Below are 14,634 nucleotides of genomic sequence, written 5' to 3' on the forward strand. Positions count from 1 at the left end.
GATCTCTCATCAACGACGCGTACCGAGTGCGAGCGTCGCGAACGTCCCCGCGAGCAACAACAACACGAGCGCGCCGACCGGTTGACCGGAAGCGGCGACGGCGTATACGCCGTATCCGATCGTGACCGTCGTCAGGCCGATAAGCAGACTCGAGACGGTCTGGACGATCTCGAGGCGGCGAGTGTCCGCCTCGCGCCCGAGCTGTCTACCGAGGTCGACGGCGCTTCCGGCCAGGTCCCACGCGACGACGACGCAGACGGTCGCGAGTAGCGTAAGCTCGATACTGGACCCCTCGAGGCCGGCCACGATCACGCCGGCGAACGCGGCCAGCGATCCCAGGTCGACGACGAGATCGCGGTTGAACGGCTGTTCGGCGCCCACTCCGGCGAGGAGTGAAACGAGCCCAACGAGTGCGAGTGCGCCGGCGGTCGTCGACGTGAGCGCGACGATCACCGTCGCGAGCGCGACGGCGGCGATCGCACCCCCGCTGGCGACGAGCGTCGGCCGGCGGGTGATCTCGACCCGGGAGCCGGTGGGGTCGGTCATCGACGACCACCACGAGTCGCCGCTGCTCTGCGGGCGAACAGCTCGTCGATCGATTCGGCTTCGTTCCAGTCGGTAACGGAGATTCCCGCTCGCTCGAGGTCGAACTGCCGGATTCGTCTCGCGACGCGAGAGAGCTGCTGGCCCGTCGTTCGTTCCGCCGTCGGGTTCGGGCTCACGACCGTCAGGGCGTGGCCGTGCGATGCGAGACGGCGAGCGATGACGACGCTCCCCCGGTCGCACAGCGGCGTGAGAAAGACGATCTGCGTTTCGGCGGCGAGTCGCCGCCGAAGCGCCCGTAACTGCGTTATCCATCGGGCTTCCCGCTCGGGCGGTACCGGCGAGAACTGCGGGTGCGTCGCGAGCGCCTCGCGGAGTCGGATCCGGTGGCGGTTCCCGGACGAGGGTGGAATCCAGCAGACGTCCGCGTCGCCGGAATCGTCCGCCCCGTCGACGGGACGGGACGTCGGCCCGATCGCTGCCAGTCCGACCGTGTCGCCCGACTCGAGGAGGGTACCGGCGATCCGAGATGCGGCGTCGGTCGCGCGGGAGACGGCGTGGGTCGACCCGGTCGACGACGCGAGATACGCGGCTTCGCGTGCGTCGACGAGGACGACGACGCGGGCGGCACGCTCCTGGTGGAACTCGATGGTCGCGAGTTCGCCGGTCCGCGCGTGGCGGTTCCAGTCGATCCGGTTGAGCGGGTCGTTCCGGCGGTAGTCCCGGACCGAGTGAAACTCCGTGCCCGAACCGCCGGTCGCCGTCGTGAGCCGACCCGAGAACGTCGTCGACGCGGCCTGCAACGGAACGGGAGATTCGATGGGGCGGAGGAGCGGCTCACAGACGAGCGTCGTCGACGCGCCGACGTAGAACGCCTTTTCGGCCGATCGGGAGGGGTCTCGCGTCACGACGAGTGCGGGATCGAACTCGTGGGTGCCACACGCGGCAGTCACGGTGTACTCGAGGGTGGCTCGTTCGCCGGGACGCAACGCGGTGGCGAGCCTGGCCGACCCATCGGTGACCGAAAGCGCGGCGGGAACGCCGTCCACGACTCGAAGATCCAACAGCGGCCGCTCGCCCACGTTCGTAATGGAGACGGTAACGTCGACCTCGTCTTCCGGTTCGGGCGCATCGTCACTCACCGTCCGTTCGATCTCGAGCGTCGGCGTGGGCGGTCTGGCGGTGAGCGCAAAGCCGGCGTATCCGATCCCGACGACGCCCGCCAGGACGACGGCGGATGCCTCGGCAACGGCACCGATCCCGATCGCCGCCAGCGCGACGACGCCGATTCCGGTCCAGTGGCCGGTTGCTCGCGCCGGGATCCCATCGGCTTCGCCGTCGGCCAGCCGTCGTTCCGTGGTCCGAACGTCGACGGTGTCGTCCGAAGACGACCGCTCGTGACCGTGAAGTCGAGCGGTTTCCGGTACGTTCCGCTCGTCGAGTCCGGTGTATCCGATGCTGGCGATTTCGGCCCCGGTTCGACGGATCGCCAGGTGATACGGATCGTCTCCGCGGACGCGATCGACAACGTGCTCGCGAACGGATCTCGAGGGTCGATCGAGTTCCTCGGAGAGAAATGCGGCGGCGATCGGATCGGTCGTCCACGACCCGTCGTCGACGGCGGCGCGTGCCTCCGCCTCGGAAGCCCCGCCGAATCTCGAGATGACGGCGATCGCGGCCTGTCGGAGCCCGCCGACGGTCCGTCGTGCGACGAACGTCCCGTGAGATCGAGTTGCCGTGAACTCCTCGATCGCATCGGTGAGCGAGTCGCCGGGGACGGGTGTAGGATGAGGGCGTTCCGGATCCGGCGTTCGCTGACACGTTCGAGCGTCACGCCGACGGGAGAGACTGACCAGCGCACCACAGAGCGAGGCGAATCCGACGAGACTCACGACCGCTTGCGTTACGGTCAGCGTTCCGGTTCCAGTAAGAATCGCGATCGCCGTGACGAACGAGGCGACGGCGACCAGGATAGGGACCGGTCTGATTCCGGAGTCGAGATCACTCTCGGTCATTTCGTCACACCCGAGCGGTCCTGGTCACGCTTCGTCGGATCGATCGCGTCCCGGCCATCGACGTCAGAGACCGTCGGTTCGGCGTACTCGTCTTCGATTCGGCGCAACACCGAAATCGCACGGGACTCCACGTCGTCGGTCGTCTCTCTGTTCCCGTAGCGAACCTCCTCGAACAGCGACGTGAGTTCGTCCACGTGTTCGGGGCGTACTCCCGCATCGACCGCCACCGTCGCGAACTCCCCCGGCGTGCTCGAGGCCGGTCGATCGACCTCGAGCGGTCGCGTCATCTCGAGCCAGGCCCGATAGACCTCGTTGTCGAAGTCGTCGCTCGATTCGATCCGGTCGGCCGCGCGGCCGGCGGCCGCACCCACTTCGGCTCGATCCGAATCGGACGCGTCACTCGGTCCGTCACCCGGTTCGCTCTCGTTGCGTTTCGTTCGTCCGTCGCGGTCGCTCCGGAGGAGACTCCCGACGAAAATCGCGGTGAGAACGGCGAGAACCACGAGCACCGGTCCCGTCGAAAACGGTTGCCGCTGTTGATCGTCGCCCTCGCCCGGCTCACCGCCGAGGCTGTCGTTCGTCTCCGGTTCGGACTCCTGTAGCGGAACCGACTCCCACAGATCGAGGCGCAATAACAAATAGGAAATCCCAGCCAGCACGAGCGAAACCACGAGGACGACGGCGATCAGCTTCACCAGATCCCGACGGTGGCTGATCAGATACCACGCGGCACCCAGTGCGAGCAAGATCAACAGCGCGTAGGCGAGGTATTCGACTATCGCCGGCACTTCGAGGGGCGCAGGATCCGTCGGTTCGTGCTGGGGGACGCCAGTCGGAGAACCGGAATCGCCCTCACCGACGCCGCCGCTTCCGTCCGGTTCGGTCGGGGATCTGATCGTCGCCGCAGCCATCGCGATTGCGGCGATACCGACCAGCGCGACGACGATCCGAACTGCACCTCGAGTCCGAGACATCTACGACCTGTTAATTGATCGAACGGTGATATACTGTTCGTTCTCCGGTATCGGTGATCGGACGCGACCGGCGGATTCACCGTCGGCGGTCGGCGCGGGTCGGTCGCTGCCGTGTGACTGAGAAACGATCGCGTTCGGTCGTTTCGTTGCGCTTAAGTACCCGACGGGGGTAGAATCGGATGCGATACGTGTAGGGGATGTGGTCCCCGAGTCCGCGAGGGCGACGATAGAAACACGGTGTCGTGGTAGCCAAGCGGCCCAAGGCGCATGGTTGCTAACCATGTGGCGTCAAGCCTCCGGGGTTCGAATCCCCGCCACGACGTCGGATACTCGGACCGGTGATTCCGCCGGTCGCGTTTGCAACGCGCGCACACCAGACACACATACACGACACATGAGCGAGGAAGAACCTCAAGAACAACAGGACGACGACGACCTTCGGTACTTCGTTCGCATCGGGCAGACCGACCTCGATGGGACGAAGACCATCGAGCGCTCGCTCTCGGAGATGAACGGGATCGGCCGACGAACCGCCCGTATCATCGCCGAGGAAGCGGACGTGGACCGAACGGCGACGTTCGGTCGACTCGACGACGACGTCATCGACGAGGTCGTTTCACTCGTAGAGAGCTACGCCGACGAAGTCCCGAACTGGCTCAACAACCGCCAGAACGACTTCTACTCCGGCGAGACCACCCACGAAATCGGCAACGATCTCCAGTTGAGTCGGCAACACGACATCAACCGGATGAAAATGATCGATTCCTACAAGGGTTCCCGACACAAGCGCGGACAGAAGGTCCGCGGACAGCGAACCAAGTCCACCGGCCGAACGGAGGGCACCATCGGGGTCAACGTCGAAGAGATCCGCGAAGAACAGGCAGAGGAAGCCGCTGCCGAGGAGGATGACGAATAATGCCTCTCGGAACCGATACCAAACAGTACGAGACGCCGAACCATCCCTACCAGGGCGAGCGAATCGCCAGCGAGCACTCGTTGCTCGATCGGTACGGCCTCACCAACAAAGAAGAACTCTGGCGGGCACAATCCGAGCTTCGCTCGTACCGACGCGAGGCTCGAGACCTGCTCGGCCAGCCACAGGACGACGAAACCGTCGTCCGGCGCTCCGAGGAGTTCCTCGGACGGCTCAAACGCGCCGGCATCCTCGACGAAGCTGACGACCTCGGAAACGTCCTCTCGCTCGAAATCGAAGACGTTCTCGAACGACGACTCCAGACGGTCGTCTACCGAAAGGGGCTCGCGAACACGCCACAGCAGGCACGGCAGTTCATCACCCACGGCCACGTCGTGGTCGGCGCACAGCGCCACCGGGTCCCGTCCTACGTCGTCGACGTCGACGAAGAGGATCTCGTCGCGTTCGACGAGAACAGTCCACTCGCGGACGAACTTCACCCGGAACGAGCGGAGGGTCAATAACATGAGCCAGGACGACGACAAATGGGGCATTGCCCACGTACACGCATCGTTCAACAACACCGTCATGACCGTCACCGATCTCACGGGCGCGGAGACGATCGCGAAGTCCTCCGGCGGGACTGCGGTCAAGCAAAACCGAGACGAAGCGTCGCCGTACGCGGCGATGCAGATGGCCGAGTCCGTCGCCGAGGAGGTCAAAGCGGCCGGTATTACGGGCCTTCACGTGCACGTTCGAGGCCCCGGCGGAAACCTTCAGAAGTCACCCGGACCCGGCGCACAGGCGACGATTCGTGCGCTCGCACGCTCGGGAATCGAGATCGGTCGTATCGAGGACGTAACTCCGATTCCACACGACGGATCGCGCGCTCCGAAAGGAAAGGGCGGCTACTAACACCATGACAGAAGCGTACGACGTCGAGTTCGTCGAACCCGGTGACCGCAAGGCGCGATTCCTCGTTCGCGGCGTAACGCCAGCGTTCGCCAACGGCATCCGGCGGGCGATGGTCGCGGACGTCCCGACGATGGCGATCGATACCGTCCGGTTCGTCGAGAACTCGTCGGTCATGTTCGACGAGCAACTCGCCCTTCGACTGGGGCTCGTGCCGCTTTCGACCCCGCCCGAAGGCGAGTTCGGAGACGAAGACACCGTCACGCTCTCGATCGACGTCGAAGGGCCGGGAACCGCCTACTCGGGCGATCTCGTTTCGAGTGACGCACTCGTTCAGCCGGCCGACGAGAACGTTCCCATCATCGAACTCAAAGACGGCCAGCGTCTCGAAGCCGAAGCGGATGCCGTCCTCAATCACGGCAAGGACCACGCCAAACATCAGGGCGGTGTGGCCGTTGGCTATCGACACCTCCAGCGCGTCGAGGTCGTCGGTGATCTGTCCGAGTTCGAAGAGTCCGAGAGTCACATCGTTCGTGGCGTTATCGAGGACGACGGAGAACTCGTCGTGAGCGACGAGTTCGACCACGATCTCGCGAATCGCTATCCGGGCAAGGAACTCGAACTCGAGGACGTTCCGAACGCGTTCGTGTTCCACGTCGAAACGGATGGCTCCACGACCGTCGAGGAGCTGGTCACGCGATCCGTCGACACGATCGAAGCACGTGCGACCGAACTCGAAGAAGCAGTACAGCTATAACGAATGATCCGACGTCCCCGACCCACACGAAACGATCGATCCGCCGGTACCACGAGCGACGAGGCCGGCCAGCGATCACTCGTTGAAACTGGAATCGAAAGGGGTTTGAAGGGGCGAAGGATACGTGGAAGTGCGAGCAGGGATAGCCAAGTCTGGCCAACGGCGCAGCGTTCAGGGCGCTGTCTCGTAGGAGTCCGCAGGTTCAAATCCTGCTCCCTGCATTTTTCCGGCTCGATCGACCGAAGAGCCGTGAAAATGGAACGGACAGGTTTGAGCCACGGAAGGCGTAGCGGTCGAGCATCCGCGAGACCGACCGTCTCCCGGCGGTTCAAATCCTGCTCCCTGCATCGCTTTCACTTCTCGCAGATCGATTCCACAGACGCTCGAGAGGGTAGTTTCTCGCCGTCTCGAGGATTGCAGTATTTGGAGAAAACCAATGAGTAGCAAGACTAATCCGAGGCTCAACGATCTTATCGCCGAGCTGAAGTCGACGTCCCGCAAAGCGGACGCCGACGTCTGGCGTGACGTTGCGGATCGACTCGAAAAGCCCCGGCGAACCCACGCGGAGGTTAACCTGGGTCGCATCGAGCGATACGCACGCGAAGAAGAGACAGTCGTCGTTCCCGGCAAAGTGCTGGGATCCGGCGCACTACAGAAGAACGTCACCGTCGCAGCCGTCGATTTCTCTTCGTCAGCCGAGACGAAGATCGACCAGGTTGGCGATCCAGTACCGCTCGAGCAGGTGCTCGAAGAGAACCCAGATGGCGCAAACGTTCGGGTGATTCGATGAGCGTCGCAGAGTTCGACGCCGACGCCGTCATCGACGCCCGCGACTGTATTCTCGGTCGCGTCGCCAGCGAGGTCGCCCAGCGCGCACTCGACGGCGAACGCATCGCCATCGTCAACGCCGAGGACGCCGTCATCACCGGCGACAAAGAGGACGTCTTCGAGACGTACCGAACCAGACTCCAGATGGGATCGGACAGCGGTCCCTACTATCCGCGTCGACCGGATACGATCTTCAAGCGATCCGTTCGAGGGATGCTTCCCTACAAGAAGCCCCGCGGTCGCGAAGCGCTCGACGGCGTTCGCGTCTACGTCGGTAACCCCTACGAGGGCGACCGAGACGCCGAAATCGTCGAGGACACCTCGCTGGATCGACTCTCGAACATTCGCTTCGTCCACCTGGGCGAAGTCTCCGAACAAATCGGTGCTAACGTCACATGGTAACGAACACGAGTGGAAAGAAAAAGACCGCCGTCGCCCGCGCAACCGTCAGCGAGGGCGAGGGTCGGGTTCGAATCAATTCCAAGCCAGTCGAACTGGTCGAACCGGAAATGTCCCGTCTCAAGATGCTCGAGCCGTTCCGCATCGCGGGCGACGAGCTTCGAAGCGAGATGGACATCGATGTCCGAATCGAAGGCGGCGGAATTAGCGGACAGGCAGATGCCGTCCGAACCGCCATCGCTCGAGGGATCGTCCAGCACACGAACGATGCGGAGCTTCGTGACGCGTTCATGGAGTTCGATCGGTCGCTGCTGGTCAACGACGTTCGCCAGTCCGAACCGAAAAAGTGGGGCGGCCCGGGCGCTCGGGCACGCTACCAGAAATCGTACCGCTGAGGTGATTCAAGTATGATGGTACCGGTTCGGTGTTTCACCTGTGGTAACGTCGTCGGCGAACACTGGGAAGAGTTCGACGAACGAGCGAACGAGGGCGACGAGGATCCCGAGAAGGTACTCGACGAACTCGGCGTCGACCGCTATTGCTGTCGGCGTATGCTCGTCAGTCACGCCGATCTGGTCGATGTCGTCTCCCCATACCAGTAACTCATGCAACAACAACACCACAACCGCTACGAGAAGGCACGTATCCTCGGTGCGCGAGCGCTGCAGGTGTCCTACGGGGCACCGGTGCTGATCGAGACGGACCGGACTGAGCCGATTCTGATCGCCGCCGAAGAGTACGACGCTGGTGTGTTGCCGTTCACCGTCGATCGAGGGAAATCCAGACAATGACGCTCATCACTGACGTCCGACTCAGGCGGATCCTCGACTCGCGCGGGAACCCGACGGTCGAGGCAGACGTCGTTACGGAAAGTGGCGGCTTCGGTCGTGCAGCGGCACCGAGCGGTGCCAGCACGGGCGAGTACGAGGCTATCGAACGGCCACCGACGGAAGCGATCGCCGCGGCTCGTGAACACGCCGTTCCGCGACTGATTGGCGAAGCCTACGCCGGTAATCAGCGCGAGGTCGACGCGATCTTGCGCGCCGCCGATGGGACGGACGACTTCTCGGAGATCGGCGCGAACAGCGCAGTCGCGATCTCCATGGCGGCCGCGAAAGCGGGTGCCGACGTTCTCGGTGCCCCGCTGTTTCAGCACCTCGGTGGTGCGTTCCGCGGTGACAACTTCCCCATCCCGCTTGGCAACGTCGTCGGTGGAGGCGAGCACGCCGCGGACGCGACGGATATCCAGGAGTTCCTCGCAGCACCCATCGGCGCACCGAGCGTCGGGGACGCGGTCTTTGCGAACGCTGCGGTCCACGCGGCCGTCTCGGATCTCCTGACCGAACGCGACGTCCCCTGTGGGAAGGGTGACGAGGGAGCGTGGGCTCCGTCGATCGACGACGGCGAGGCGTTCGAACTCGTCGACGAAGCCGTCTCGCTCGTCGAAGACGAGGTCGGCTTCGAAATCTCGTTCGGACTCGACGTCGCAGGTGCGGAGCTCTACGACGCCGGTTCCGGAACCTACGAGTACAGCGATACGAGCCGAACCACGGACGAGCAGATCGAATACATCGCTGACCTCGTCAGAGAGTACGATCTGGCCTACGTCGAGGACCCACTCGACGAGAACGATTACGAGGCGTTCGCGGACCTCACCGACGAAGTCGGTGACCGGACGCTGGTCTGTGGAGACGACCTCTTCGTCACGAACACGGATCGGTTGGCCGACGGAATCGACGTCGGCGCGGCAAACAGCATCCTGATCAAACCGAACCAGATCGGGACGCTGACCGACGCGTTCGACGCTATCGAACTCGCGACCGCACACGGCTACGACTCGGTCGTCTCCCACCGCTCGGGCGAGACCGAGGACGCGACGATCGCACACCTCGCCGTCGCAACCGACGTCCCCTTCATCAAGACGGGTGCCGTCGGCGGCGAGCGAACTGCAAAGCTCAACGAGCTCATCAGAATTGCAGACGACGCGACATGACAGATAACGACGCAACCCAGGAAGGGCTCGACGCCGCCGAAGAGGAGATCGAGGAGGAGCCAGCCGAAGGGGCTGGCCCCGCCGCCGAACCCGACGAGGACGTCGAGCCAGCGGACGCACAGCCCGCCGAGGCCGAGGCCGGAGCGGCCGACGCCGACGCAGAATCAGCGACCGAGGACGAGGATGCCGGACCCACGCTCGACGACGACGTGATGTCCGACGAGGAGGCCGACCTCCTCATCCCCGTCGAGGACTACCTCGGTGCCGGTGTTCACATCGGTACCCAGCAAAAGACCGCGGACATGGAGCGGTTCATCCACCGCGTCAGAACCGACGGCCTCTACGTCCTCGACGTCTCGAAGACCGACGGCCGCATTCGAACCGCCGCGGACTTCCTCGCGAACTACGCACCCGAACAGATTCTCGTCACCTCGAGTCGACAGTACGGTCGCTTCCCGGCCGAAAAGTTCGCAGAGGCCGCCGGCGCTCGTGCCCGAACCGGCCGGTTCATCCCGGGAACGCTCACCAATCCGAAGTACGACGGCTACATCGAGCCGGACGTCGTCGTCGTCACGGACCCGATCGGTGACGCCCAGGCCGTCAAGGAGGCCATCACGGTCGGCATCCCGGTCATCGCGATGTGTGACTCGAACAACCAGCTCAGTAACGTCGACCTCGTCGTTCCGACGAACAACAAGGGTCGAAAGGCCCTCTCGGTCGTCTACTGGCTGCTCGCCAACGAGGTTCTCGACCGCCGCGGTGCCGAACCCTCGTACTCGCTCGAGGACTTCGAAAGCGGCATCTGATCGCGGATTTCGGAGCGCTAGTTTTCGCGGACGATTCGGTTCGGGGCGTCTCGAGAGCGAAGGAGTTACGTCTCCGCCGCCGGAATCCAAGCTATGGCCGATATTCTGTTCGAGTTCGAAGAGGGAAGGCTGCCGCCGGTCGTGTTGTTCGCGACGGCAATGCTGATCGCAATCTTCGCGATCGGCATCCCGGTTCGGGTCCTCCTCGGACTGTTCTGATCCGGAACTCGATCGACGACAATCGCTGTCCAGACGCGTCTCGAGCGAATCGAACGTCAAATCGGTCGTACTGATAGGGATTAGCGACGCAACTCATAGTTTCATACTTCACCAGTAGTTGAGAGAGAGAGGAGTTTGCTGAATATCGGGCACGAGTCTTGCACTAGATATTGGCCCGATTAGGTCTGTTGTGATCGGTCAGTCCAGCGGGTATTGGTACCGGAATTGCCATCGATAGTTCTGGTATCTGTCAAGCACACTGTGATATTACAGCCCTATCTGCTTCAGAAGACGTAATATCGTCCCCGTGCGAACAACTGTCATGGAGTCGTCCATCGAGGAAATCGAATTTATCGCCAGCTCGAAACATCGCGTTGGGGTTCTTGAGGCACTCACAGAGGGAGACCATGATCGAGGCGACCTGAAGTCGAGGACCGGAGCCCATTCCTCGACCATCGGACGTGTACTCAGTGACTTCGAAGAGCGGCGATGGATCGAACGAAATGGGCCGACGTATGAACTGACCCCGCTTGGTGAATTCGTCGCCGACCAGTTCGCGGACCTGTGCGACGCGATGGATATCGAAGGAAAGCTCCGGGATGTCTGGCAGTGGCTTCCGCGGGAAATGGAGGGGTTTTCACCGGAGTTGTTTGCAGATGCCGTTATTGCCTATCCACCCACTGGATACCCGTACGAACCCCTCGAACGGGTCATCCAACTGTACGAAGAGAACAACTCACTCCGCGGATTTGGGTCGACAATATTCAAAGGGGCTGCGTACGAGGTGTTCACTCGAGAGGCTCTCGACGGGATGGAAACGGAATTCATATACCCCGCAACGTGCCTGTCAGCGATCATCAACTGGAATCCCGAACTATTCCAGCAAACGGCCACCCTGGAACATTGCAACATCCTCGTTCACGACGACCTCCCCGACAGGCGACGGTGTGGCATCGATATCTTTGATGACCGTGTCGCGATTTGCTGTCACGATCCAGAAACCAGGGCCTTCCGTGCATGGTTCGATACTGCTGCACCCGAGGCCAGAGAGTGGGCGAAATCTGTCTTTCAGGAGTACCGCAGCGAGGCTCGGCCAGTCGACGAGGAGGTGTTGGCCACACCGGTGCCGGAGCAATTTACATCGCCATAGAAGACCAGACCGATGCGTCTATGCGGTTCGGTTGCACGCCATGCAATATTTCACTAAATAGTCTCATTATCGTACATCTCGTCGTCCCACGTGCAGAAAGGTGATCGACCCATGGCCGAAATCACAGGATCCGACACGGGAAATAAAATCGAAACAATCACGTCCCCGGATGGGACCGAAATTGCCTACAAACGAACCGGGAGTGGACCGCCGCTCGTGCTCGTCCACGGTGCGGACGTCGACCACAGGTTCTGGGACGTCTCCGGAGTGCGACAATCCCTCGCGGAACACCACACGGTCTACGCGATGGACCGTCGCGGCCACGGCGAGAGCGAGCACCCCGACGAGTTCGAACTGGACCGGGAGTTCGAGGACATTGTCGCGGTCGTCGACTCGATCGACGAGCCCGTGCATCTTGTCGGGGAGTCCGGCGGCGCGTTCTCCTCGCTGGAGGCCGTCTTGCGAACCGACAACGTCCGTACACTGACCCTGCACGAACCCCCCGTTCCGGGGTTCGAAGACGCTCCCGCCCGCGAGGGCTTCGAGACGATGGTCGACATGTTGGACGAGGGGGACCGCGATCGGGCGCTGGCGACCTTCCTGGAAGGGCCCGCTGGGGCCACGCCGGAGGAAGTCGAGCAATTGCGCAATCATCCCATTTGGCCGGAATACGTGGCGACCTTCATCGAAACCGTGATCCCCAAGATGGAGGCCGAAGCCGAAGCCGACTACCAGTTCGACCCGGACCGGTTCGCACAGCTGACCGTCCCGACGCTGCTGTTGGCCGCCAGCGAGACCGCCGAGTGGCTTCTCGACGCAACGGACGCGGTCGCCGACGCGCTCCCGAACGCCCGCGTCGTCAGCATCGACGGATACGGCCACGGAGCAGTCGCCAGCGCACCGGACTGGTTCACGAGCGAAGTACTCGTATTCGTGCGTGAATCGCACTGACGGTTCAGCAACCGTCTCCGACCTTCCACAGGGTCCGTTTTTGCTGACTATAGCCTCTAAGTCTTGTACGACGATTCCAACACGTCTATTATCTATCACACTGGGAAGTATGAGAATCGACGCTAATCCCTATGATCGATGGAACACAGATCCGTCCGCTCGAGTAGATCGAGTCCCGACCAGATCACGACGGACAACCTGTCGAACCGGCAACCGTAGTCGCCAGGGCTTGCTCGTCTCCGTCGACATCCGGCGTGAGTTCGTACCGGACGTCCCCGCAGTGCCAGACGAGAGTCGTCCCCATCGGCGTCGAGACGAACGAGCCGTCGACGTCGCCGACGCTCTCCTCCAGAACGTCCTCGGGATCGTACGTCGGAGGCCGTTCGGTGATGCGGCCCTGTAGCGAGTCGTCGGCGAGCTCGTCACCGTCCCGGTAGAGGAACTGAACGGTCGCATCGCCCTCGAACTCGTTTGCCGTTACGAGCTCGAGGTCGAACGCCTCGGGCGGGGTCGGCTCCGCGATCGGAAACGGAACGGCGTCGGCAGCCTCCGCGAACGTCGAGACGTCGTCAGATTCGGCGGGTTCGTAGATATCGGTTCCGTCCGGCGGGTCGAACGTGAACCGCTCGTCGGGGATCGGCTCGTCGAATCGAACGTTCTCGTAGGTGACCGTCCGGACAGTGCGCTCGCGCTCTATGACGTGTTCGTGTGGGTTTTCGTGTTCGGTGACGATTCGCTCTTTGATCGGAAATCCGGCCTCGACGTCGATCCACCACGTCGTCGTCCGACTCGCGTTCGACGCGTCCGCTTCGGAGTCCGGTCCCAGCACGTACTCAGTCTCACCGACGAGGACGCTCACGCCGTCGCCCGCGGGAGCACCGGCCGCCGGCTCGATTTCGACGACGTGCGTTTCCCGGTCGTCGATCACGTCGGCAACGAGCGCCTCCGCGTCGGGCTCGGACTCGAGGACGTCAACCAGGGCGGCACCCGCAACGGCGAAAGCGACGACTCCCAGAACGGCGACGATCGTCATCGACGGACCGTGCGCGATGGACATTAACGGATACGTGATTGTTACCGAACACGAAACATGATTCTGGCGGTTCCGGCGGTCTGGACGGTCGCTCGAGCGTGTTACCGGGTAACCGATCCGATTTTAGAACCGAGATAGTTGACCGACGGGACGGATCAGTGTGCGTTCTCGCTCACTCGTTTGTGGCTGCAGCTTCGAGCAACTCGACGATCAGTTTCGCCGCGTCGCTGGCCGCGGGTCCGAACACGTACGTCGTCGGCTCGATGCCGAACGCGCCGCGGTGGTAGGCCACGCGCGGAACGCGTCCGCGGTCACGGAACCGCTCCTGGAGGTGCGCGCGACGGTCCTCGTAGTCGGCCTCGAACTCGAGAGGGTCGATCCCGGCGGACCGGGCCGCCTCGAGTATGGACTCGTCCGTCGCGACGTTGATCGCACCTCGAGTCCGGGAGTCGACCGATTCGGCCGCGAGAACGGCCGTCGCGACGTGTTTCGATGCGCCAAACTCGGGGTTCGCCGGGATTTCGATCCGACGGCCCACGGCGTAGATGCGACCGGGGACAGCGGCAACGTCGGTTTCGTCTCGAGGGTTCGACAGCGCCATCCCGATGTTCGTACCGACGTTGGGGACGTAGTCGGCCATCTGCGGCGACGATGCGAGCGTTCGAGCGGCCGTGCGAACGTCCCCCAGAACGTCGCGTTCGGCTCGGACGTCGGGATCGAGCCCGCGAACGCAGAGATCACAGCCGAGTCCCTCGAGTTCGGGCATCGTTTCTTCGTGGAGATCACAGATGGGGCCGCGGTCCTCAAGAGTTCGAACGAGCGAAAGGAGTTCCGAAAGCGCGTCGTAGCCGTCGAACTCGCCGCTTGCGAGTCCGTCAGCGATTCGATCGACGGTCGCGACGGTCTCCGGATCGTCGCGGAACCGATCGTCGCCGCCGCCGTCGCCGCTTACGTACTTGCTGACCGCGGCCTGAGTGACCCCGAGATTCGCTGCGATCTCCCGTTGGGTCATGTCCCGCTCAGCCAGTCGGGTCGCGAGCATCGCACGGACGGTCGGGAGAAAGCGATCGACCACGAGTTCGCTCGGCAAGACGAGGGACATAACGCCGGATTCGAACGTCATCGGTATAAGTCCGCCTAC

Annotated in this window: 19 protein-coding genes and 2 tRNA genes; 16 read left to right on the forward strand and 5 right to left on the reverse strand. The window is 63.0% G+C overall.

Features of this window, described 5'->3' with window-relative positions:
• Positions 1 to 9: 9 nt before the first annotated feature.
• Genes EA462_RS04065 through EA462_RS04075 form a run of 3 tightly spaced genes read right to left on the reverse strand, consistent with a single transcriptional unit; the run spans position 10 to position 3,532 of the window.
• Positions 10 to 546: a DUF7519 family protein gene (locus EA462_RS04065; RefSeq protein WP_124177299.1), complete on the reverse strand. Its 537-nt coding sequence runs from the start codon at positions 544 to 546 to the stop codon at positions 10 to 12.
• A complete protein-coding gene (locus EA462_RS04070) occupies positions 543 to 2,558 on the reverse strand; it encodes a DUF58 domain-containing protein (RefSeq protein WP_124177300.1) in 2,016 nt (671 codons plus the stop codon). Before EA462_RS04070 ends, EA462_RS04065 begins: the two co-directional genes overlap by 4 nt.
• Positions 2,555 to 3,532: a DUF4129 domain-containing protein gene (locus tag EA462_RS04075; RefSeq protein WP_124177301.1), complete on the reverse strand. Its 978-nt coding sequence runs from the start codon at positions 3,530 to 3,532 to the stop codon at positions 2,555 to 2,557. The genes EA462_RS04070 and EA462_RS04075 overlap by 4 nt, the downstream gene beginning before the upstream one ends.
• A 239-nt stretch (positions 3,533 to 3,771) precedes the next feature.
• On the opposite strand from EA462_RS04075, the gene EA462_RS04080 reads away from it, so the two are divergent.
• The 16 genes from EA462_RS04080 to EA462_RS04150 all read left to right on the forward strand — a co-directional run bounded on the left by EA462_RS04080 (position 3,772) and on the right by EA462_RS04150 (position 12,460).
• Positions 3,772 to 3,854: transfer RNA gene (locus tag EA462_RS04080), tRNA-Ser, on the forward strand.
• A 72-nt stretch (positions 3,855 to 3,926) separates the two neighbouring features.
• Positions 3,927 to 4,448 carry a 30S ribosomal protein S13 gene (locus EA462_RS04085; RefSeq protein WP_124177302.1) on the forward strand — a complete coding sequence of 174 codons (522 nt, stop codon included), beginning with the start codon at positions 3,927 to 3,929 and terminating at the stop codon, positions 4,446 to 4,448.
• Positions 4,448 to 4,969: a 30S ribosomal protein S4 gene (locus EA462_RS04090; protein WP_124177303.1), complete on the forward strand. Its 522-nt coding sequence runs from the start codon at positions 4,448 to 4,450 to the stop codon at positions 4,967 to 4,969. Before EA462_RS04085 ends, EA462_RS04090 begins: the two co-directional genes overlap by 1 nt.
• Position 4,970: 1 nt before the next feature.
• Positions 4,971 to 5,360 (forward strand): 30S ribosomal protein S11, encoded by a 390-nt coding sequence (locus EA462_RS04095; RefSeq protein ID WP_124177304.1) that lies wholly within the window; start codon positions 4,971 to 4,973, stop codon positions 5,358 to 5,360.
• A gap of 4 nt (positions 5,361 to 5,364) precedes the next feature.
• On the forward strand, positions 5,365 to 6,114 hold the full coding sequence (locus EA462_RS04100; protein WP_124177305.1) for a DNA-directed RNA polymerase subunit D: 750 nt from the start codon (positions 5,365 to 5,367) through the stop codon (positions 6,112 to 6,114).
• A 136-nt stretch (positions 6,115 to 6,250) separates the two neighbouring features.
• A tRNA-Leu gene (locus tag EA462_RS04105) sits at positions 6,251 to 6,335 on the forward strand.
• Positions 6,336 to 6,550: 215 nt separating this feature from the next.
• Positions 6,551 to 6,904 carry a 50S ribosomal protein L18e gene (locus tag EA462_RS04110; RefSeq protein ID WP_124177306.1) on the forward strand — a complete coding sequence of 118 codons (354 nt, stop codon included), beginning with the start codon at positions 6,551 to 6,553 and terminating at the stop codon, positions 6,902 to 6,904.
• On the forward strand, positions 6,901 to 7,344 hold the full coding sequence (locus EA462_RS04115; RefSeq protein WP_124177307.1) for a 50S ribosomal protein L13: 444 nt from the start codon (positions 6,901 to 6,903) through the stop codon (positions 7,342 to 7,344). Before EA462_RS04110 ends, EA462_RS04115 begins: the two co-directional genes overlap by 4 nt.
• The gene (locus tag EA462_RS04120; RefSeq protein ID WP_124177308.1) at positions 7,338 to 7,736 is read left to right on the forward strand and encodes a 30S ribosomal protein S9; all 399 of its coding nucleotides are present in this window, start codon (positions 7,338 to 7,340) and stop codon (positions 7,734 to 7,736) included. The genes EA462_RS04115 and EA462_RS04120 overlap by 7 nt, the downstream gene beginning before the upstream one ends.
• Before the next feature lie 12 nt (positions 7,737 to 7,748).
• A complete protein-coding gene (locus tag EA462_RS04125) occupies positions 7,749 to 7,943 on the forward strand; it encodes a DNA-directed RNA polymerase subunit N (RefSeq protein ID WP_124177309.1) in 195 nt (64 codons plus the stop codon).
• 3 nt (positions 7,944 to 7,946) lie between these two features.
• Positions 7,947 to 8,132, forward strand: coding sequence for a DNA-directed RNA polymerase subunit K (locus EA462_RS04130; RefSeq protein ID WP_124177310.1), 186 nt, complete (start codon positions 7,947 to 7,949; stop codon positions 8,130 to 8,132).
• Positions 8,129 to 9,334: a phosphopyruvate hydratase gene (eno, locus tag EA462_RS04135; protein WP_124177311.1), complete on the forward strand. Its 1,206-nt coding sequence runs from the start codon at positions 8,129 to 8,131 to the stop codon at positions 9,332 to 9,334. Before EA462_RS04130 ends, eno begins: the two co-directional genes overlap by 4 nt.
• Positions 9,331 to 10,140, forward strand: a complete 810-nt coding sequence (rpsB, locus tag EA462_RS04140; protein WP_124177312.1) for a 30S ribosomal protein S2 — start codon at positions 9,331 to 9,333, stop codon at positions 10,138 to 10,140. Before eno ends, rpsB begins: the two co-directional genes overlap by 4 nt.
• A 93-nt stretch (positions 10,141 to 10,233) precedes the next feature.
• Entirely contained in the window at positions 10,234 to 10,359 is a 126-nt protein-coding gene (locus EA462_RS17690) for a hypothetical protein (protein ID WP_279387002.1), read from the forward strand.
• A 322-nt stretch (positions 10,360 to 10,681) separates the two neighbouring features.
• Positions 10,682 to 11,509, forward strand: coding sequence for a helix-turn-helix transcriptional regulator (locus tag EA462_RS04145; protein ID WP_124177313.1), 828 nt, complete (start codon positions 10,682 to 10,684; stop codon positions 11,507 to 11,509).
• A gap of 111 nt (positions 11,510 to 11,620) precedes the next feature.
• Positions 11,621 to 12,460, forward strand: a complete 840-nt coding sequence (locus tag EA462_RS04150) for an alpha/beta fold hydrolase (RefSeq protein ID WP_124177314.1) — start codon at positions 11,621 to 11,623, stop codon at positions 12,458 to 12,460.
• A 184-nt stretch (positions 12,461 to 12,644) separates the two neighbouring features.
• Here EA462_RS04150 and EA462_RS04155 read toward each other — a convergent pair whose 3' ends face one another.
• Together EA462_RS04155 and EA462_RS04160 are read right to left on the reverse strand one after the other, a co-directional pair.
• Positions 12,645 to 13,517, reverse strand: coding sequence for a LolA family protein (locus EA462_RS04155; RefSeq protein ID WP_124177315.1), 873 nt, complete (start codon positions 13,515 to 13,517; stop codon positions 12,645 to 12,647).
• A 148-nt stretch (positions 13,518 to 13,665) separates the two neighbouring features.
• Positions 13,666 to 14,595 (reverse strand): thiamine-phosphate synthase family protein, encoded by a 930-nt coding sequence (locus tag EA462_RS04160; protein ID WP_124177816.1) that lies wholly within the window; start codon positions 14,593 to 14,595, stop codon positions 13,666 to 13,668.
• Positions 14,596 to 14,634: the final 39 nt, after the last annotated feature.

It is taken from the genome of Natrarchaeobius halalkaliphilus (genome assembly GCF_003841485.1).
Taxonomy (GTDB): Archaea; Halobacteriota; Halobacteria; order Halobacteriales; family Natrialbaceae; genus Natrarchaeobius; species Natrarchaeobius halalkaliphilus.